At 41.6% G+C, this 19,967-nt stretch carries 20 protein-coding genes; 7 read left to right on the forward strand and 13 right to left on the reverse strand.

The window, feature by feature from the left end; all coding sequences use genetic code 11:
* Positions 1–73: 73 nt before the first annotated feature.
* Genes nifS through mnmA form a run of 3 tightly spaced genes read left to right on the forward strand, consistent with a single transcriptional unit; the run spans position 74 to position 2,786 of the window.
* A complete protein-coding gene (gene nifS, locus DW938_RS06440; protein ID WP_118124253.1) occupies positions 74–1,279 on the forward strand; it encodes a cysteine desulfurase NifS in 1,206 nt (401 codons plus the stop codon).
* 12 nt (positions 1,280–1,291) lie between these two features.
* Positions 1,292–1,723: a Fe-S cluster assembly scaffold protein NifU gene (nifU, locus tag DW938_RS06445; protein WP_022288418.1), complete on the forward strand. Its 432-nt coding sequence runs from the start codon at positions 1,292–1,294 to the stop codon at positions 1,721–1,723.
* Complete coding sequence (mnmA, locus tag DW938_RS06450; RefSeq protein WP_118124254.1) at positions 1,716–2,786, forward strand: tRNA 2-thiouridine(34) synthase MnmA; 1,071 nt, start codon at positions 1,716–1,718, stop codon at positions 2,784–2,786. The genes nifU and mnmA overlap by 8 nt, the downstream gene beginning before the upstream one ends.
* A 41-nt stretch (positions 2,787–2,827) precedes the next feature.
* On the opposite strand, the gene DW938_RS06455 is transcribed toward mnmA, so the two are convergent.
* A complete protein-coding gene (locus DW938_RS06455) occupies positions 2,828–3,658 on the reverse strand; it encodes an AraC family ligand binding domain-containing protein (RefSeq protein WP_117856409.1) in 831 nt (276 codons plus the stop codon).
* A 163-nt stretch (positions 3,659–3,821) separates the two neighbouring features.
* Between DW938_RS06455 and DW938_RS06460 the strand changes: the two genes are divergently transcribed.
* Genes DW938_RS06460 through yfcE form a run of 3 tightly spaced genes read left to right on the forward strand, consistent with a single transcriptional unit; the run spans position 3,822 to position 6,546 of the window.
* Complete coding sequence (locus tag DW938_RS06460; RefSeq protein WP_118124255.1) at positions 3,822–4,823, forward strand: SGNH/GDSL hydrolase family protein; 1,002 nt, start codon at positions 3,822–3,824, stop codon at positions 4,821–4,823.
* A gap of 6 nt (positions 4,824–4,829) precedes the next feature.
* Positions 4,830–6,017, forward strand: coding sequence for a PIN domain-containing protein (locus DW938_RS06465; protein WP_118124256.1), 1,188 nt, complete (start codon positions 4,830–4,832; stop codon positions 6,015–6,017).
* Positions 6,018–6,030: 13 nt separating this feature from the next.
* Positions 6,031–6,546, forward strand: coding sequence for a phosphodiesterase (gene yfcE / locus DW938_RS06470; protein WP_118124257.1), 516 nt, complete (start codon positions 6,031–6,033; stop codon positions 6,544–6,546).
* A 34-nt stretch (positions 6,547–6,580) separates the two neighbouring features.
* Here the strand turns inward: yfcE and DW938_RS06475 are convergent, their stop codons facing one another.
* From DW938_RS06475 to DW938_RS06525, 11 genes are all read right to left on the reverse strand, one after another.
* Positions 6,581–7,708, reverse strand: coding sequence for a DUF4317 domain-containing protein (locus tag DW938_RS06475; protein ID WP_118124258.1), 1,128 nt, complete (start codon positions 7,706–7,708; stop codon positions 6,581–6,583).
* A 108-nt stretch (positions 7,709–7,816) separates the two neighbouring features.
* Positions 7,817–9,214, reverse strand: a complete 1,398-nt coding sequence (locus DW938_RS06480) for an oxaloacetate decarboxylase subunit alpha (protein ID WP_022288411.1) — start codon at positions 9,212–9,214, stop codon at positions 7,817–7,819.
* Positions 9,215–9,251: 37 nt separating this feature from the next.
* Entirely contained in the window at positions 9,252–9,614 is a 363-nt protein-coding gene (locus DW938_RS06485) for a biotin/lipoyl-containing protein (RefSeq protein ID WP_117923454.1), read from the reverse strand.
* Between the two features lie 38 nt (positions 9,615–9,652).
* Positions 9,653–11,035, reverse strand: coding sequence for a carboxyl transferase domain-containing protein (locus DW938_RS06490; RefSeq protein ID WP_118124259.1), 1,383 nt, complete (start codon positions 11,033–11,035; stop codon positions 9,653–9,655).
* A gap of 233 nt (positions 11,036–11,268) precedes the next feature.
* Positions 11,269–12,000, reverse strand: coding sequence for a pseudouridine synthase (locus DW938_RS06495; protein WP_117897423.1), 732 nt, complete (start codon positions 11,998–12,000; stop codon positions 11,269–11,271).
* Positions 12,001–12,037: 37 nt separating this feature from the next.
* On the reverse strand, positions 12,038–13,222 hold the full coding sequence (locus DW938_RS06500) for a D-alanyl-D-alanine carboxypeptidase family protein (RefSeq protein WP_242992419.1): 1,185 nt from the start codon (positions 13,220–13,222) through the stop codon (positions 12,038–12,040).
* A gap of 24 nt (positions 13,223–13,246) precedes the next feature.
* Positions 13,247–13,642, reverse strand: coding sequence for a GerW family sporulation protein (ytfJ, locus tag DW938_RS06505; RefSeq protein ID WP_117927375.1), 396 nt, complete (start codon positions 13,640–13,642; stop codon positions 13,247–13,249).
* Between the two features lie 20 nt (positions 13,643–13,662).
* Complete coding sequence (locus tag DW938_RS06510) at positions 13,663–14,667, reverse strand: hypothetical protein (protein WP_118124261.1); 1,005 nt, start codon at positions 14,665–14,667, stop codon at positions 13,663–13,665.
* Positions 14,668–14,686: 19 nt separating this feature from the next.
* Positions 14,687–15,250 (reverse strand): SMC-Scp complex subunit ScpB, encoded by a 564-nt coding sequence (scpB, locus tag DW938_RS06515; protein ID WP_118124262.1) that lies wholly within the window; start codon positions 15,248–15,250, stop codon positions 14,687–14,689.
* Between the two features lie 20 nt (positions 15,251–15,270).
* Entirely contained in the window at positions 15,271–16,458 is a 1,188-nt protein-coding gene (locus DW938_RS06520; RefSeq protein WP_118124263.1) for a segregation/condensation protein A, read from the reverse strand.
* Positions 16,459–16,484: 26 nt separating this feature from the next.
* Positions 16,485–17,150: a site-2 protease family protein gene (locus tag DW938_RS06525; protein ID WP_038671741.1), complete on the reverse strand. Its 666-nt coding sequence runs from the start codon at positions 17,148–17,150 to the stop codon at positions 16,485–16,487.
* A gap of 248 nt (positions 17,151–17,398) precedes the next feature.
* On the opposite strand from DW938_RS06525, the gene rpmB reads away from it, so the two are divergent.
* On the forward strand, positions 17,399–17,584 hold the full coding sequence (gene rpmB / locus DW938_RS06530; protein WP_022288401.1) for a 50S ribosomal protein L28: 186 nt from the start codon (positions 17,399–17,401) through the stop codon (positions 17,582–17,584).
* 105 nt (positions 17,585–17,689) lie between these two features.
* Here rpmB and DW938_RS06535 read toward each other — a convergent pair whose 3' ends face one another.
* Complete coding sequence (locus tag DW938_RS06535) at positions 17,690–19,960, reverse strand: LTA synthase family protein (protein ID WP_118124264.1); 2,271 nt, start codon at positions 19,958–19,960, stop codon at positions 17,690–17,692.
* Between the last annotated feature and the right edge of the window lie 7 nt (positions 19,961–19,967).

Consider the following 19,967-nt stretch of genomic DNA (forward strand, 5'->3'; position numbering starts at 1 on the left):
GGAAAACTATTGCATTTTGTAGTAATTTAGTATATAATAAAATAGAAATCTATATATGAAAGGTATGATTTAATTGGAAAAGAGATTTGTCTATGCAGATAACTCAGCTACGACTAGAGTATCTCAGAAAGCTCTTGACGCCGCTCTGCCTTATTTCACTGAGCTATACGGAAATCCGTCAAGTATATATTCTTTGGGAATGGAATGTGCAAAAGCCGTTCTTAAAGCAAGAGAACAGGTCGCAAACGCTCTTGGTGCGAAGGTCAACGAGATCTATTTCACTGCTGGCGGCTCTGAGTCTGACAACTGGGCTATAAGAGGCTGTGCACAGCTGGGCGAAAAGAAAGGCAAAAAGCATATCATCACAACTGCTTTTGAGCATCATGCTGTACTGCATACTTGTCAGTATCTTGAAAAGCTTGGCTTTGAAGTAACTTATCTTCCTGTAGGTGACAAGGGTCTTGTTACCGCACAGCAGGTTGAGGACGCTATCCGTGAGGATACCTGCCTTGTTACTATAATGACAGCAAACAACGAGATAGGCACTCTCCAGCCAATAGCTGAGATAGGTGAAGTATGTCACAAGCATGGCGTATGGTTCCACACTGACGCTGTTCAGGCTGTTGGAAACGTGGATATCAATGTAAAAGATATGAACATTGATATGCTTTCACTTTCAGGACATAAACTCCACGCTCCTAAGGGCGTTGGTGCACTTTATGTAAAGACAGGCATCAATCTGCCTAACCTTATCTACGGCGGAGCACAGGAGAGAAACAAGCGTGCAGGTACTGAGAACGTGCCTTCTATCGTTGCTCTCGGCGTTGCTATCACTGACGCCGTAAAGGATATCCCTGCAAAGAACGAGCGTGTCAGAAAGATGAGAGACAGACTTATCGAGGGTCTGCTCAAGATTCCTGAGTCAAGGCTAAATGGTGATATCGAACACAGACTTGCAGGAAACGTAAACATATCTGTTCGTGGAGTAGAGGGCGAGAGCCTGCTGCTTTCACTTGACCTTCAGGGAGTTGCCGCATCATCAGGTTCAGCCTGCACAAGCGGTTCACTTGACCCTTCACACGTTCTTCTTGCACTTGGTCTGCCTCACGAGGTAGCACACGGTTCACTCAGACTTTCTATCAATGACGAGAACACCGAGGAAGACGTTGATTACATTCTTGAGGTTCTTCCGCCTATCGTAAAGCACCTGAGAAGTATGTCACCGCTTTGGGAAAGAATTTGCAGAACTGAAAATATTCACGACTATACACTTGACTAGGAGGAATAAAAAATGATATACAGCGAAAAGGTAATGGATCATTTCGCACATCCGAGAAATGTCGGCGAGATAGAGGACGCTGACGGCGTTGGTGAGGTAGGCAACGCAAAGTGCGGAGATATTATGAAAATGTACATTAAGGTCAATGACGGCGTTATAACTGACGTTAAGTTCAAGACCTTCGGCTGCGGTGCAGCTGTTGCCACATCTTCTATCGCTACAGAAATGATAAAGGGCAAAAAGCTTGAGGACGCTTTGAAACTTACAAACAAGGCAGTTGTTGAGGCTCTTGACGGTCTGCCGCCAGCAAAGCTCCACTGCTCTGTTCTTGCTGAGGAAGCAATGAAAGCCGCTGTTTCTGACTACTATAAAAGACAGGGTATCGATCCAACTCCGTTCGTAGGTAAGCAGTCTGCTCCTGATTGTGAGAACTGCAATGGCTGATAAAGTTCTTGTGGCAATGAGTGGCGGCGTTGACAGCTCTGTTTCGGTCAAGCTCCTTCTTGATGAGGGTTATGACGTGGCAGGGGCTACCATGCGGCTCTACAGCAATGAGGACATCGGTCTGGATAAAACAAGAACGTGCTGTTCTCTCAATGATGTAGAGGACGCACGTTTTGTTGCTTTTAAACTAGGCATTGATTTCCATGTATTCAATTTTTCTGATGATTTTAAGCACTATGTTATAGACAATTTTGTTGATACATATCTGGCAGGCGGCACGCCTAATCCGTGTATCGAGTGCAACAAACATCTGAAATTCGCAAAATTCTATGAGCGTGCAAAGCTGCTGGGCTTTGACCATATAGCTACAGGGCATTACGCTGCCAAAGAATATGACGGAAATTCAGGCAGGTGGCTTCTGAAACGTTCACCTGACAGGTCAAAGGATCAAAGTTATGTGCTTTACAGCATGACGCAGGAACAGCTTGCTCACACTCTCTTCCCCGTTGGCGAGATGCACAAGGACAAGATCCGTAATATCGCAGAAGAAAACAAGCTTATAAATGCAGACAAGCCTGACTCTCAGGACATCTGTTTTATCCCTGACGGTGATTACGCAGGCTTTATCACAAAACGCTGCGGTGAACAGCAGTCGGGAGATATCGTTCTTTCTGACGGCACAAAGCTTGGTAAACACAAAGGTCTGATACACTATACTATTGGACAGCGAAAGGGCGTAGGCATTTCATATAGCGAACCGCTTTTCGTTGTTACAAAAGATATGGAGCATAACAGGCTTATTATGGGCAAGGCTGATGAAGTATACAGTGACAGCCTTGTGGCAGGAGATGTGAACTTTATTCCGTTTGACGCCCTCACAGAGCCTATAACCTGCACTGCTCAGACACGTTATCATCAAAAGGACGCTGAATGTACAGTTTCACCAATGAATGATGGCAAGGTACTCGTGACTTTTAAAGAACCTCATAAAGCTATCTCAAAGGGACAGGCAGTGGTTTTCTATGACGGCGAATACGTTATCGGAGGCGGAACTATATTATAAAAAAAGCCCCACGGAATCCATTTCCGTGGGGCATCATGTTTTTAATTACCTGCTTTTTTATGAAGAGAACGAAATTCTGCTGGGGAAAGCATTTCATGCTTTTTGAACACCGCACAAAAATAACTGCAATCGTTATAACCTACCTCCGCAGCGATTTCATTGATGTTAAGCTTATCCTCCAATAAAAGCAGCTTTGCCTGCTGTATACGCTTTCTTGCTAGATACTCAAAAGGTCTTAGACTAAGACACTCCTTGAAAAGTCTGCAAAGATACTGCGGTGAAAGGTCAATAAGATCAGCAAGCTCCACAAGTGTAAGTTCTTTTCTGAAATTCTTATCAATATAATCAATTACAGGCTGCAGCTGATTGAGTTTTTGTCCGTCCTGACTACCATTTTGTAGGTTTACGACTCTGTGCAGCTCAATAAGAAACTGATATAGATATGCCGAACACTGGTGACCACAGTAGTAGTAATTAGTCTTCATAAGGTAAAGTATCTTCTTAAATATGGCATCAACAGCATTGATATCATTTATGTGAAACACTTTAGCTTTCTCAAGCTTGATATGCTTGAGAATTTCAATTGCTTCCCTGCCCTCAAAGGTTATCCAGTGGGTTTCCCATATATCACCAACAGGATAATACTCATGCGGCACAGAAGGCGGCAGATAAAATGCGTCCCCCGGCTTTATATCATACTCATGACCATCAAATATAATGTGACCCTGACCACGAGTGCAGTATATTATCTGATGATTAGGATAGCCATCTTCTCTTACAAAATGAAATTCTCTATCTCTCGCACCGATTCCAAGCACATACAAAGGCAGGCTCGTTTCATCGCTGAGGACAGGGTAATAATAGTCAGTCATAATAAATCTCGCTTTCCAAACTGATTTCATATTCTTTTATTATATATTATCACAACACGCTAAAAAAGTCAAGAAATTTCAAAAAATATGTTGTACAATTGTCCTGAATGTGGTACAATATATTATATAATAAGGTTAATATACTCATATAGGAGATGATAAGATGTTAAAACAATTAACGGCTTTTTTCACGGCAGCCGTTATGGCATGTGCCACACCTCTTGCCTGTAACGCTGAAGTTATAAAGCATGAAGTAAATGTTCCGCCTAATATACTTGTGCTTGGGGATTCAATCGCCGCTGGCTATGGTCTGGAAGGCTACAGTGAAAACAGATATTCTTGTGCGTCTTATGCAAATCTTCTTCACGACCAGTATGACGCTGAGCTTAAAGACGCTGGCGGCTGTAAGCTTGTGAACTCTGCTGTTGTGGGCGACACTTCACAACAGCTTCTTGACCGCATTAATTCAGGCGAATTTGACGCTGACCTTGCAGACAGCGACGCTGTTATTATATCCATAGGTGGCAATGATATTCTTGGTCTTTTCATAGATTTTTTGATGAATGATCTGGGCATTACTTCTAAAAGCACAATGTCTGATTTGATGGATAAAACCAAGGATATTATTGGCATTGCAATGGATATGAAGGATATGTCTGATGATATGGATAAGGCGCTGAAAAATTTTACGAGCACTCTAGATGATATAATTAACGCTGTTGAAGCTAAAAGTAAGGGCGAAATAATCGTTCAGACACTATATGACCCGCTTGATAATTTCACTGCGGCTGCTGTTTTCCAGAGTATATCAAAGGATAAAATTTCAAAACTTAACAACATTATCAAAGAACACTCCACTGACGAAAATGAAAATGAGAGATACATAGTGGCAGATGTTTTTAGTGAATTCAGCGGTCACGGAAAGGAACTGACCAACATAAATGACTTTGATATACACCCTAATAAAAAAGGTCATGCACTTATTGCTTCTTGTATAGACAAGGTGTTAAGGACAAAAACTTATACCTATGAGGAGATCGTTCCTGACAGCAGCAAGAACGATGAAAAAGGCAAAAATGCCATACTTATGACAGCAACTGCGGCAGGGGGACTAATTGTGATTATTGCTGCTACGACACTTATACGACACAAAAAGAAAGGATAGATCAACATGAAAATTTATTTGGTAGACTTTGAAAATGTCAAATCCAAAGGACTTCAAGGCATAGACAATTTAACTGAAACTGATACCGTCATAATTTTTTACAGTGAAAATTCCGATACCATTAACTTCGAAATGCACCAGAAAGTTCTTACATCAAAGGCTGATATTGAATACTTCAAGGTAAACGTTGGTGGCAAAAATGCCCTGGATTTTCAGCTTTCAACACTTCTGGGTTATCTGGTAGCCAAGGATACTTATACGAATATTTTTGTTATCAGCAATGACAGAGGTTTTGACTTTCTTCATGATTTCTGGCACGGTAAGTATGTTGACAGCCCAAATGCTATGGTCTACAGAACTAGGACAATACAAACCGCTATTAATTTTGCTAATCATAAGGTTAATCCAACCGAAAACAATGAAGATGAGGAATCGACTAAACATATAGTCGAAAAAGAAGAGGAAATACAAGAAACAGCAGAAATTCAGACAGAGTCAGAGATAACTCTTGACGAAGCTGATGAGCCAAATCCTGAGTCTGCGGCTATAGATTATTCTGTTACACTAAACGAAAATATGAATGGTAATACAGAAGAGGTCGAAGAAGAACCAGAAGCCTGTGCACCTGATAATGTCGAAGTAGAAAGTGATCCTGTTGTTGAAACTATCGTCAAAGTGAAAAAGGGTAGAAAAAAGTGTACCGCACAAAAAAACAACGATCTCCAAAGCATACTTGCAAACATTTGCAGTGAAGAGCAAATAGAAGAGATCAGCAAACTTATAGCTGAGTCTAACACAAAAGAAGAGCTTCACAACTCTCTTGCAAAGGTATATAAAAAGCAGGCTACAGATTTTTACAAGCTTCTCAGACCAAGATATCTGCGACTTAAAGGATTACAGGAATCCGAAAATACATCCACCGCTGATGAAGATAAACCGATGACGGCTCAGAAAGCTGAAAAGGTTGTTTACCATGATGTACTATCCGTAAAACTTGATGAGCTACTCGACGGCAAATGCAACAAAGACGAACTGGCGCTTATAAGAGAAGCAGTCATTGACGCCACAACAAAACAGCAGCTTTATATCAGAATGGTAAAAGAGTTCAAAAAGGAAAAAGGCTGCGATATATATAACAAAATAAAGCCAGAGTATGTATCTTTGCACAAGCTTGCATCTGAGATCATTAAATAAAGGAGTGTAAAATATGAAACTTATGATAGCGTCAGACATTCATGGTTCGGCTTACTGGTGCAAAAAAATGCTTGAAGCCTTTGAGCAAAACGGCGCAGAAAAACTAATTCTTTTGGGTGATATCCTCTATCACGGACCAAGAAACGACCTTCCAAAGGAATATGCACCAAAGCAGGTGATAGCCATGCTCAATCCGCTAAAAGACAAGCTTCTGTGCGTGCGTGGTAATTGTGACACAGAAGTCGATCAAATGGTGCTTGACTTCCCTGTTATGGCGGAATATGCTTATATATGCTGTGACGGACTGAGGATATTCGCCACACATGGTCACAAATTCAACTGCGACAATCTGCCACCGCTGTCTAAGGGCGATATTCTGCTCCACGGTCACACCCATGTACCTGTTATTAAAGACTGCGGCGATTACACCTATATAAACCCCGGTTCTGTTTCCATACCGAAAGAAAATTCAGCACACAGCTATCTGATACTGGAAAACGGCAAGTTCTCGTTTGGCGAGCTTATATAAAGAAAAGGCAGCGTGGAGCTGCCTTTTTTTATGCCTATTTTATTGTAGTTTCAAGTCCGTTGACCTCTATCTCAGGGTCATCAAGATTGATTATAAGGCATTTTCTGCCATCGACTATCTGAGTTTTTACCTTGTCAACTGCGTCCTTGCCGATATTTACGGTTATGCTTGGAGCAGAAACTACGGTCCTTTTCTCCACAAGGTTTACCGCTGTGAGTGGCTTTCCGCCAGCCGCAGCGTCAAAAACTTTAGGAAGATTATCAAGCTTATCCTGACTAACTCCAGCTTCCCACAGAATGGACGAAAGTTTATGTTCGTCAATTGTCGGTATCTCAGTTTCATGAGCATTTTGGTCAACAAATGTGGAAATCTTGTCATTCACAATAGTGATAAGGTCATAATCAAGCTCATCACCCACAACACTTGTGAGAATATCCTTGAAAGTTTCCTTTTCGTTCTGACAGGTCATTGAGAACTCGCAGCCCAAAAGCTCTTCCACAACGGAAGTGTTCGGCTTTTTTGCGTTTTTCGTGTAGTAAAGCACGCCGTTGATATCTGGTGCACGGTCATTGAAAAGAGGGAACAGGAAGCCGTCACTTGGCAGTTCAACAATTCTGTCGCATGACTCTTTCTTAGCGATAGAGTTGTCCTGTTCATCATACACAAGCCCGTCAATACGCAGATTTACAGGGCAAAGAGCTGTCACAATAAAGTTATAATCAGTGTCAGCTTCGTCCTCAAACTCGTCCATTTTGTTCTTTTTCAGCACAGAATATGTACAATGTGCCATGAAAATGGTATATGTTGACACATATTCAACCTTTTCAACTATGGCGTTGAGAAAATTATCAACCTTTTCTTCGTCAACAAGCTTGCTTTGCAATGTTTCATACATGAAAGGCTGTGCGCCACCCTCAAGATATGCGTCCTTCGGAAACGAATATTCCAGCAGATTTTTGCCTATAGAGCCGCTGAGTACCTTTTTCAGGTTTATCATTATCAGCTCCGCCTCGTCCTGCGGAATAGTGTTGTAAAGCTGATTGGTCTTGCACTTTATGTTCTTTTCAGCGTCCACAAATGCCGTAACAACGTGGTTCACGGTGAAAAAGCCGCAGTCATCGCTGAAATTCTTCTTAATTTCATTTATTTCCTTTTTGTTCATCTTGGCGTCCTCCCGAAAAAATGTATATTAATTATAGCACAAATGTACAGATTTTTCAAGAGCCACAGACAAAAAAATCCCACAGCCGAAACTGTGGGATAATTGTTATTAAACTGGGTGAACCTTATTTTCAGCGTCTGAGTGCTTACCGTCAACGCCGTATTTTCTATCACGTCTGTCCTTGAAGAACTTAGGTGCAACCTTAGGGAACATTGCATATGTGAGGATATCTTCCTCCTGCTCTGTCCACTCAGCAGCCTCTTTCTTCATTGTTTCAAACTCTGGCTGGAGAAGGTCAGCAGGACGGCAAGTGATAGGCTCTTCGTCGCCAAGAATCTTCTTCTGGAACTCTGGGTCGATAGCAACTGGTGTCTTACCATACTCGCCCTTAACAAGTCCCTTGAACTCCTTAGTAACTGTCTTGTATCTCTCGCCCATGATTACGTTGAACACAGCCTGTGTACCAACGATCTGTGATGTAGGTGTAACCAGTGGTGGGTAACCTGCGTCCTTACGAACCTTTGGAACTTCCTTAAGAACATCATCAAGCTGATCTGCCTTGCCAGCCTGTTTCAGCTGTGAAAGGAGGTTTGAAAGCATTCCGCCAGGAACCTGATACAGAAGTGCGTTTGTATTTGTAGCGAGCATTGATGGGTCAAGCAGACCGTTGTCGATGTACTTCTTTCTGAGTTTCATGAAGTAATCTCTTATCACGTTGAGCTTAACAAGGTCAAGACCTGTGTCATACTCAGTGCCCTTGAATGTGGCAACGATAGACTCAGTTGGCGCATGAGATGTACCAAGAGCAAGTGGTGACATTGCTGTATCAACGCCGTCAACACCAGCCTCAACAGCCTTAAGGATACACATGGAAGCAAGACCTGATGTGTAGTGAGTATGCAGCTGGATCGGGATCTTAACTGCTGACTTGAGGTCCTTAACAAGTGTTTCAGCCTCATATGGAGTCAGAAGAGCCGCCATATCCTTGATACAGATAGAATCTGCACCTGCATTCTCGATCTGCTTTGCATAGTTCATGTAATACTCATGAGTAAATACCTCGCCAAGTGTGTACGAGATAGCAACCTGAGCGTGACCATTTTCCTTCTTAGCAGCCTTGATAGCTGTTTCAAGGTTTCTGATATCGTTCAGTGCGTCAAAAATTCTGATGATATCAATACCATTTGCAATAGACTTCTGTACAAAATACTCAACAAGGTCATCAGCATAGTGACGGTAGCCAAGCATATTCTGACCTCTGAAAAGCATCTGGAGCTTTGTGTTAGGCATTTCTTTTCTAAGTATACGAAGTCTTTCCCATGGATCTTCATTTAAAAACCTGATACATGAGTCAAATGTAGCACCGCCCCAACACTCAGCAGAATAAAAACCGATCTTGTCGATTTCAGGGAGTATCTCACGCATATCGTCCATTGACATTCTTGTAGCGAGAAGTGACTGATGAGCGTCACGGAGGACAGTTTCAGTTATTTTAAGCTTTGCCATTTTAAATCGATCCTTTCGTTATTTTTCAGGAATGTTATTAGCCGATAACAGCAAGAACTGCACCAGTCTCAACAGCAGAGCCCTTAGTTGTATTAACGCTCAGTACCTTACCGTCGCAAGGAGCGTTAACGTCATTTTCCATTTTCATAGCTTCCAATACGCAAATAGCCTGACCAGACTTAACAGTATCACCTACAGCTACCTTGATGTCAAGGATAGTACCAGGCATTGGAGCTGTTACCTTTGTGCCATCTGCAACAGGTGCTGCGGCTGGAGCTGGAGCAGCAGGAGCGGCTGCAACAGGGGCAGCGGCTACAGGAGCAGCAGCGGTGCTTCCGCCAACTTCTTCAACTGCAACGTCATAAGCTTTTCCGTTTACTGTAATATTATATCTTTTCATCTTAAAAAACCACCAATCTTTTTAATTTGATATGTTTATCACAACTGAATATTGCTGTGTTTCTTAGGCAGTCTGGAAATTCTCTTTCCAGCCATTACCTCGATAGAATCCATAAGTGTCTGTCTGATCTCGTTCTTAGCGATTATGCCGTCAACACAGCCGTTCTTTGCAGCAACAGCGGAAGATGCATTTTCCTTAGCAAACTTATCAGCAAGAGTGTTTCTTGCAGCAGTAAGATCAGCAGCACCCTTCAGCTCATCATGCTGGAGGAATTCAACAGCAGTAACAGGAGCAAGTGCAGAGATAACTGCTGTATCAAGAGCAAATGACAGATCAGCATTTGAACCCTTACCAGCAAGTGCAATAAATGCAGGACCATAAGCCTTACCTGTAACAACAGCAAGTTTAATAGTAGTAGCCTCAGCGTAAGCGTGGCAAAGCTTTGCCATATCCTTAACAGCGCCGTAAGCTTCTGTTTCATCATCAGCTTTGAATCCCTCAGTATCAACAAAAGTTACAACAGGGATAGCATAAGCGTCACAAGTTCTTACAAATCTTGCGATCTTTGAGCAATCAGCAGACGTAAGCTTGTCGCCTGTCTTGTTAGTAGCAACAACGCCGACTGTAGCACCGCCAAGTGTTGCAAGTGCTGTATAAGAAGCCTTGCCATACTCAGCATTAAGCTCAGTTACACTGTCGCCATCGCAAACAGCCTTTGCAATGCCATCAGCGTCATCACCAACAGCCTCATTTGGATCAGCAAATTCATACATTGGTACTGGTGAAAGGTTGTTCTGTGGAAGTTTTGTAAGTATATTCTTTGCAGCCTCAACAGCAGCCTTATCGTCCTCACAAACAACAGCAGCAGTGCCGTTTTCAGCAGCATTTTCAGCAGAGTTCTTTATGTTTGCATTTGGTGCAACATAAAGCTCAGCGTCCTTAGCGATAACAGTGAAGTCAGCAGACTCAGCGAGCATTGCTGCACAGCCTGCACAAGTGCCAGCGACAACAGCTATCTGAGGAACAACACCTGAAAGGTTAGAAGTCCACATAAGCAGTTCACCATAAGCATTGAGAGCCTTTGAACCGTCGCTTACGTCAGCACCATAAGAATCGAATATTCCGACAACAGGAACTCCTGTCTTAGCAGCAAGGTCATAAACCTTTGCTATTTTCTTTGCCTGTGCCTCTGTCAAAGCACCGTCCTTAACAGTCACGTCCTGAGAAAAAGCATATACAGGATTACCCTCAACATAGCCAAAAGCAGTAATAACTCCAGCAAGGGAGTCACCCGCAGCAGCATAAGCGTCAAGCTCTGTAAATTTTCCTTCGTCAAACAAATATGTCAGCCTGTTTCTTGCAGCAGTAGGAGTCTGTGACGCAGCTTTAAGCTCTGCAAGAGTAGAAATTGAATCAGACATACAGTTTCCTCCATTCAAATAATTTTTGTGATAAAATAACGCAAAACTACTGGATTTTATCATATTTATACACTTAATATTATACTATTTTTTCGCCAAATTTACAAGAGTAAATTGACCTATTTCCGCATATTTTACGTTTAGTAGCATAATCAATATCGATACACGCATATTATTAAGCATTTTGCACAATAGCAAAGGGTCTCCTGACATAAAGAGACCCTCTGTGAGTGTTATTTCTTGGTGATAGCATTTCTTAAAGCCCTTAGCTCGTCAGGTTTAAGCTCTCTATACTCACCTGGTTTTAGCATACCAAGTTTAATCGGACCGATGGCAGTGCGCTTTAGTCTTGCGACTTCAAGTCCCACAGCTTCGCACATTTTTCTTATCTGACGGTTCCTACCCTCATGGATAGTCATTTGAAGCACAACCCTGCCAGGCTGTTTGTCGAGCACAACAACTGAACACTCCTGCGTCATTTTGCCGTCTATTTCAACTCCTGAAGCAAGCTTTATGAGCTGCTCATCGTTTATGTCAGGTCTTACTGTAACACGATAAGTCTTAGCAACATGCCTTGAAGGGTGCATGATATCATTGGCAAAATTTCCGTCGTTTGTGAAAAGTAACAGACCCTCTGAGTTTTTGTCAAGTCTGCCAATAGGATAAACTCTTTCAGGCACTTTTGTTAGAAGCTCGGTTACGCACTTTCTATCAAGCTCATCGCTCATTGTAGTAACATATCCTCTTGGCTTGTGGAGCATGATATAATAAAGCTGTCTTTTCTTGGCAACATATATTTTTTCCCCATCAAGGGTGATTATATCCTTGCCTGCCAAAGCCTTGTCGCCAAGCTTGCAAGGTCTGCCATTGACCTTTACCCTTCCCTCTGAGATATACTCCTCTGCCTTTCTTCTTGAACAAACACCACTGTCAGACATTATTTTCTGTATACGAATCTTTTCCATATTTTCTCCTTATTTATGTACGGCTCACTTTGAGCCGTTATGCAAACAATTTTTTCAGCTTATCTAGATAATAGTGGAATATATCTGGCTTTTCAGGCTCTGCAAGCATCACATCTTCCACCGCCGTGATATCAGTTCGGGCTATTTCCACATCATTGTAGTAAAACAATGCCAGCCCTATTTTATCTCCACTTTTCACAGGCGCATAAACAAACCTTGGCAGATATATCTTTGTCTTGACTTTGTAAGCCCTGCCATTCAAAAGGACAGCACTTGCATGTCCTACCTTACATTTCACACTGTCGCTCACTCCGCCAACAACTGCAACACCAAAACTGCTTTTATCCAGCGGAAGCTTTTGTTTTGATACAAAATCAAAGCAATGATCATAGAGCTTTGAGTGATCATTCCAATCGTCAGGAGCATTCAAGGTAACGCATATAAGCTCTTTATTCTTTCTGTCACAGGCTGAAACAAGACATCTCCTCGCCTTGTCTGTAAACCCCGTTTTTACGCCCACAATACCCTCACAGCTTTTTAAAAGCTTGTTTGAGTTAATTAGCCAGCGGTCATACGGTGGGTTTCCATAGCACAACTCAACCTTTTCAAGGTGGCATATAGCCCTGAAATCTTCATTTTTCATTGCTTCCGCCGCAAGCTTTGCCATATCCGCTGCAGTGGAATAATGCTCATCTGTATCATCATCAAGCCCTGACGGCGTTACAAAATGAGTATCATTAAGCCCCAATTGTTCAGCCTTTTTGTTCATAAGCTGAACGAACTTGCCGATACTTCCTGCCACTCTTACCGCAGCAGCATTTGCAGCGTCATTTCCGCTTGGAAGAAGCATGCCACAGCATAGATCGCGCAGAGTGACTTTGTCACCATCTTGAAGACCCATGGACGAGCCTTCGACCTTTATAGCTTCGCTGTCTACCACGAACTGCTTGTCAAGATCTTCACCACTTTCAAGCACAAGAAGCACAGACATTATTTTGGTAGTGCTTGCCATCGGACGCCTTTCATAAGCGTTTTTTTCAAACAGCACATCACCTGTTTCACCGTCTATAACTATAGCACTCTTTGCGGATATCTCACTGAGATCGTCAGCACTGACATTCATACAGCAAAAGCACATCATCATGACCGTACAAATAAATACCGCCACGCATTTCAAACAAACCACACCCTTAAAATCAATTTCAAGGATTAGTTTGCTCACTTACACTTTTAAAATTCAGTAAAATTATTCCTCGTCTTCGTTCTCGTCGTCAGACTTTTTGCCAAGAAAATCTGTTATCTTATCTATTACCTCAGGTACCATATTTATGATAGCGTTTTCCTTTGTCGCATTCATTGAAAGCTGTAAAAGCTTTGCTTCGCCCTTGTAAACAGCGATAAAAGCGATAGGCTGGATAGTTACTCCTCCGCCTGAGCCACCGCCGAACGTTTCCTTTGTGCTTTTTGTTGGCAAGTCGGAGCCACCCGACGCAAAGCCAACCGATATCTTTGAAACCGGGATTATAGTAGTACCATCTGCGGTAACGATTGGCTTGCCCACAACAGTTTCGCAGTCTGCCATTTCACGGACCTTGTCCATTGCAGTTTTAACAAGTCCCTCGATCTTTGTACTTTCGCTCATTTTTCTCAACCTTTCGTATTTCAATTTATTGCTTTAACTTCATTCTTCTTAGCCGCAAGCTCTTTATTGCGACGCTTGGCAGCACGCTTTTTCTTATGTCTGCCTGAAAGATATATTTTAAGAAAATTAACGCCCGTGCAAAACCCTATTGCTATCAAAGTGCTTGGTCTTACCCTGACTAAAGTATGAACGTCATATCCGAACTTTTTTTCATCAAAAATGCAGTTCACATCAGCTTTTTTAAGCTTTACTGTAAAAACACCCGCAAGTATTGCAATGGTATTGAAAAGCCCTGCCTGCACCTTGCCGTATAGCATAGCCGCTTCGTAAGCGTCCTCTTTTCCAACGTCAAGAACTATCCTTGTGTCTGTAAAGCGTATAGCTTTCAGAAGCTTTTTAAAATATTTCCAACCCATTGGAATATAAGGCTTCACCTTTTTATACTGCGCTTTCAGCTCATAGAACTTGCTTTTTTTCTTACCTTTAGACTTAGAAACCGGCTTCTTTTCACCCTTATCCTTTTTATGAAAAAGCTTTCCGGCAAAGCCCTTTTTCTCATGCTTCACAGTTATTTCCTCGGGTTTGTCCTCTGCACCAGCTTCAACTTTGGTATCAGTATCAATATCAGAGATATCTTCCTGCTTATCCTCTACCTCAGACACGCTGACATTTTCATCTGCTTCATTCTTTGCTATATTTTCAGGCTTAGCTTCAACGATTTGCTCGGACACTTCTCCTGTTTTATCAGGCGTATCATCAGTCTGTGGGACAGGTAAGCTTTCTTCAATATTGTCCTCAAACTCCTCAAAATCATCAAAACTATCCTCAGGCAGTTCAGCTTTTTTTGATCTTTTCTGTTTTTTCTTCTTAGGCTTTCGTGGATAAATGTCAAAAAACATATACCGTACTTTAAGATCAAAGCCTTTTTTATTCAGATCTATCTGTGCCGTAATGGAAAAATGCAGCAGGATAACAATAACCGCTATAATACCAAGCAGTATCCATAAAACAATTATCGTTATCATCTCCCCTCACGGTCATACTTTATTCTTCCGTATCATTCTCTTTTGTTATCTCGTCAATGGTTATCTGCTCCTGCTTATCAGGGATAGGCGGCAGATCGTCCAGGCTTGACAGCCTAAAACAACGGAGAAAATTGTCCGTCGTCTTGTATGCAATAGGTCTGCCAGGCAGGTCAAGTCTGCCAGCTTCTGCAAGCAAACCCTTATCCACAAGAGAATTTACAACTCCCGAGGAGTCAACTCCCCTGACGTGCTCCACAAAGCCCTTTGTTACAGGCTGATTGTATGCGACTATTGTCAGCGCCTCCATTGCCGCAGGGCTAAGAACAGAGTTTTTCTTTATCTCCAAAGCCGCCTTAATGAATGTCGCAAGCTCTTCTTTTGTGGCAAGCTGATATGACCCATTAAGGCTCAGAATCGTAATTCCGCTTTCAGCCTTGCTGTATTTATCTGCCAAAGAGCCAAGAGCTTCCTCAAGCTGATCTTTGACGATACCAACTGCCTCGCATAGCTTCTCGCTCTCCACAGGCTCTCCGCTTGCAAAAAGCACAGCCTCGACGGCTGCCTGTATATTTGAATGTTCCATAGATTATCCCTTTTCTTATTTTATCCGTAGCACCAGTAATTATTGCCTCCGTCATCGCCAACAGGTGCATATCCCCAATAATATCTTCTTTTTGCCCAGTAATTAGGCTTGAACACTGTGTCAGGGGTGATATCCGCAAGCTGTTCCAAGAGCTTAATTTCCTCCATAGCGGCTTCATCAGGCTTTGCCATAACAGGCTCGGTATATACATCAACACTGTCTATCTTTTCAGATATCTGCTCCATTTCTGCCATGACCTCCTCAGCTGACTTCACAGGAGCATACGCCGCAATGACTTCACCTGATATGCGCTCGGATTTTGCAGATATATACCGCTTTGACTGAGAAGCTTCTTCACGCTCTGAGTCAACATCAGCAACTTCTTCTATCTCATCTGCAGGCTCATCGTCAAGTATATTTTCTATAGGCTCAGGCTCGGGGACAGCTTCTGTCGTTTCGCTTTCGACAACAACGGGCTTATCGAAGTCGGATTCGACTTTTTCGTTCTTTGAAGCCTTGTTGAAAAAAATCTTTGAATTATCGTCATTGAGAAATATCCTGCCAGACTTTGTAAGCTCCAATATAGCGAGAAAAGTAGCGACTTTCTCGCTTTTCTCCGTCATGCCGTCATAAAGGTCGCCCATATCGCATTCACCATGCTTATATAGTCTTTTAAGGACATGGATTATCTTTGATGTGACCGATACTATCTTATGTGAAACTATCGGCTCGAACATCTTCGCTTTCAGCGGAACGCTCTCACGGGCTTTCTTTGATATGCCCATATAAGCGTCATAAAGGCACTGAGGGTCATGCTCACGGGTATAGGTCTTGTTTACAGGAAGTTTTATCGCCGTCCTTATAAAAACAAGGTCACCAACGTAAACTTCACGGAGAGTCTGTGCAGCCTGTTTGCACAGAGAATACTCGATGATCCTGCCTTCAAGCTCTTTTTTAAGCTCTTTTGACTCCTCGTCATGAGGCAAAAGCGAACAGGTCTTTATGTATATAAGGCGTGCCGCCATTTCAAGAAAATCAGCGGCATCCTCATAATCCTCGTGGTCAAGATCATTGATATAGTCCATATACTGTTCAAGGAGCAAAGATATCTCAATATCGTAAATATTCAGTTTGTGCTTGCTGATAAGGTGAAGAAGCAAGTCAAGCGGTCCTTCAAACATATCCAGCTTGAACTGAGCAGCACTCATTTACGTTTTTCCTTTCATGAACAGTTTTATTTCAAAAATATCGCTTTTAGTATAGGGTCAACCCAGAACGTAAGCTTATCCATTATCCAGAACATACCATTTTGCAACCAACCTATAGGCGTATCAAGAACGCCTGTTACAACAAGTATCATAAATGCAATAGCGATATAGTTCTGATACTGCGCCATAAAGCGATCTACCTTACTGCTTGTAAAGTAAGAAAGTATCTTCTGACCGTCAAGCGGCGGGATAGGTATAAGGTTGAACACTGCAAGTCCCACGTTTATAGCTGTAAAGTAATACAATATAAGCGACACATAGTAAAGAGCTATAGAATAATGCACTATATAAAGAACATAGAAAAGCTTATAAAGAACTATTCCGATAAGTCCCATTATGATATTTGAGATAGGACCTGCGGCTGCCGTAAGTGCCATGCCCTTCCTGTAATTCTTAAACCTGATAGGGTTTACCTGAACAGGTTTACCCCAACCAAAACCTATGAAGAATATGCACAATGCACCAATAGGGTCAAGATGTGCAAGAGGGTTAAGGGAAAGTCTACCCTGATAACGTGGAGTATCATCCCCAAGCTTTGTTGCCGCCCATGCGTGAGCGTACTCATGGATAGGTATACACATGAAAATTACGATGAGCTTTGCACCGTAATCAAGAATTTTCTGCGGATCCATATTTTCATGACCTCCTGTCATTTCAAAACAAAATTACACAAATCACAAGTGTAATTATACACTATTTTCAATGAAATTTCAAGGCATTTTGTCTTTATTTTTAATCGAAAACGATAAATATATGCGATTTTACGGAAATTTCAAAAAAAATCTCAAAAAGCCCTTGCAATTTCTTTTCAGTTATGCTATAATATTAAATATTGTGAATAATAGTATTGCATTTTTAAGGGTAAAGGAGGTGCAGCGTAATGGCAAAATGCGAGATCTGCGGTAAGGGCGTTACTTTTGGTATCAAGGTATCACACTCACACAGAAGAACAAACAGAACTTGGAAGCCAAATGTAAAGAGAGTTAAAGCTGTTGTAAACGGCACTCCTTGTCACATTTACGCTTGCTCAAGATGCCTGCGTTCAGGTAAGGTAGAAAGAGCTTAATGCTTGAATATTCCAAAAAATCGACTAGCTTCGCTAGTCTTTTTTTTATGCTTTTTAAGATACAAAAAAATCGGAGCCGAGTGTCATACTCTGCTCCGATTTTTATTATGCAGCGTGTCTGCCAAATGTTCTCTTATTCTCAGGCGGTGCAAAAACAGAATTAGCACCTGACGATGAATTGTCACTGTTCATATTGTTGTTGCTGAAACCGTGGTCGGTCTTATATATCATATCATAGTAGATTATAGCATTGGAGATGTTAATTCGCTCCTCGGCATAATTTGAATAGTTACTGATATAATCCTCGTCCACAACACCATCGTTTATTCGTGCATTACAAGAATCCTGACAGTACGTTTCATTCACAGTGGTCTTGAACAGACCCTGATCGTTGTCCATATACACTGGGTTAGGATCATCTTTATATACTTGATTGCATGACACCGCCGTTGCCACATTTTTGTAATCCGTAAGATCAAAATATGTGTTTTTCTGGCTATCATAGTAAACAGTATCTGTTACAAAATTGCCGTTTGGGAAGATAACAACATTTTCCTCGTTATCAGCAACAGAAAAGATATCATGACCGAGTGCATAGACATTTGAGAAGCCAAACATATTTCCAAGTGTTGGCTGAACGTCATACATACCCATTATCTGCTTGACCTCTGTAGGCTTATATCCGCCGTCCTTTGACCAGATTATAAAAGGCACTTTTCTGTTAAGATTGTAGTAGAAATCGTCAACAGGAACATAGCCCTCATCATCTTCTGTAAGCACAGAATCAGTAAATGGATTATAGTTGAAATATCGGTCATACTCCTCTGCCTTTATTTTTGCGTCATGGTCACCATAAATAACAACTACAGTGTTATCAAGAAGTCCTGCATTGTCAAGTTCTGTCATGAACTGACCGATAGCCTGATCTGCATAGTGAACAGACTTAAAATAAGATCCAAGCTTTGTGCCCTCAAGGAACGGTGCAGATTTTTCCTCATACATCCCGTCCTCTTCGTTGTACATCTTATACTTGAAATCTACCTCATAGTCGCTCACACGCTCAATGTCAGTAAACGGCGTATGGTTTGTGAGCATAAGGAACGCACCATACCACTTATCATGCTCCTTGTTTATCTTATCGATCTTTGGAACTGCCTGTCTGAAGAACGATTTGTCTGACAGACCAAGACCAATAGTTTCATCAATGTTAAAATCTTTGTTATAGTTAAAGAAATCATCATAACCAAGGGAATGATGTAGATTAAGTCTGTTCCAGTAAGAGCCGTTGTTGCCGTGCATACTGAAAGTATAATAGCCCTTCTTCTTAAGCATTTTCTGGGTAGTTGTGTAATCTCTGTCCCAATAGTTGATAGCAACTGTACCGCTTGAAGCTGGCATAAGTGAAGAAGCAAAGGTAAACTCGCTATCTGAGCTTGTTCCCACGCTCTCTTGAGCGTAGAAATTTGAGAAATAAAGACCCTCTCTCGCAAGCTTGTTCATATTAGGTGTAAGCTCTTCTCCGTTTATATATGTATCCATACAAAATTGCTGAAAACTTTCAGCGTGGATAACTATAACGTTCTTACCCTTGAAAATATTTGTGTACTTGTTACTCTTTTCTGAAGTTTCCTCAGTTTTCGACTTATCATCATAAAACTTATTGAAAACCTCCTCGCTCTCCTCATAGCCAAACATCATATTTATTTTCGCATGAGTGCAGGAAATAACATCGCTGAACTGATATGTGTAAAGACCAAAAGTGCCAAGAACATATTCTCTGTTCCACTGCTTAGCGAGTCTTGAATAATCAGTGCCGGTAAGTGTTGAACAGAAAATTCCTGCAAGACCTATAGAAACACAAAATGTTCCAAGAGCATATCCACGGCGCTTTCTCTTTTCCTTGACCTCGGTGATATAATCTCTTGTACGTCTTTTAAGAAGTATGTACACAACTATGATCGCAGGGATATCCCACAGGAAAATAAGATCCTTTGGTTCCATGATGTTCTCAGTAACAGCGTCCATTACTCCGCCGAGCTGTGAAGCCGTTGAAATAAGCGACACTGAGATAAACGACTTATAATTTGTATAGTATATAGAATTTGCCGTACAAAGAATAGAAAAAATTATGGTGAGTACAAGCAAATATACAAATTGCTTTCTTGGCTTTTTAAACACATATGAAATTAGAGCAAGCAACAGTATAACTGCCATATCAGCCATGAGCGGTTTTATCTGGCTGTAATTAAACTTAACAGTAAATGCTCTAAGAAGAAATCCATTCAGAACAGATGCAAATACAAATGTTAGAAACAAGATGTTATCTTTCAGATATCCGCCTATTCCGCTGCGGATCTTTGTTATGACCTTATTCATTTATATC

The sequence above is a fragment of the Ruminococcus sp. AM43-6 genome (assembly GCF_003461785.1).
In the GTDB taxonomy this organism is placed as follows: domain Bacteria; phylum Bacillota; class Clostridia; order Oscillospirales; family Ruminococcaceae; genus Hominimerdicola; species Hominimerdicola aceti.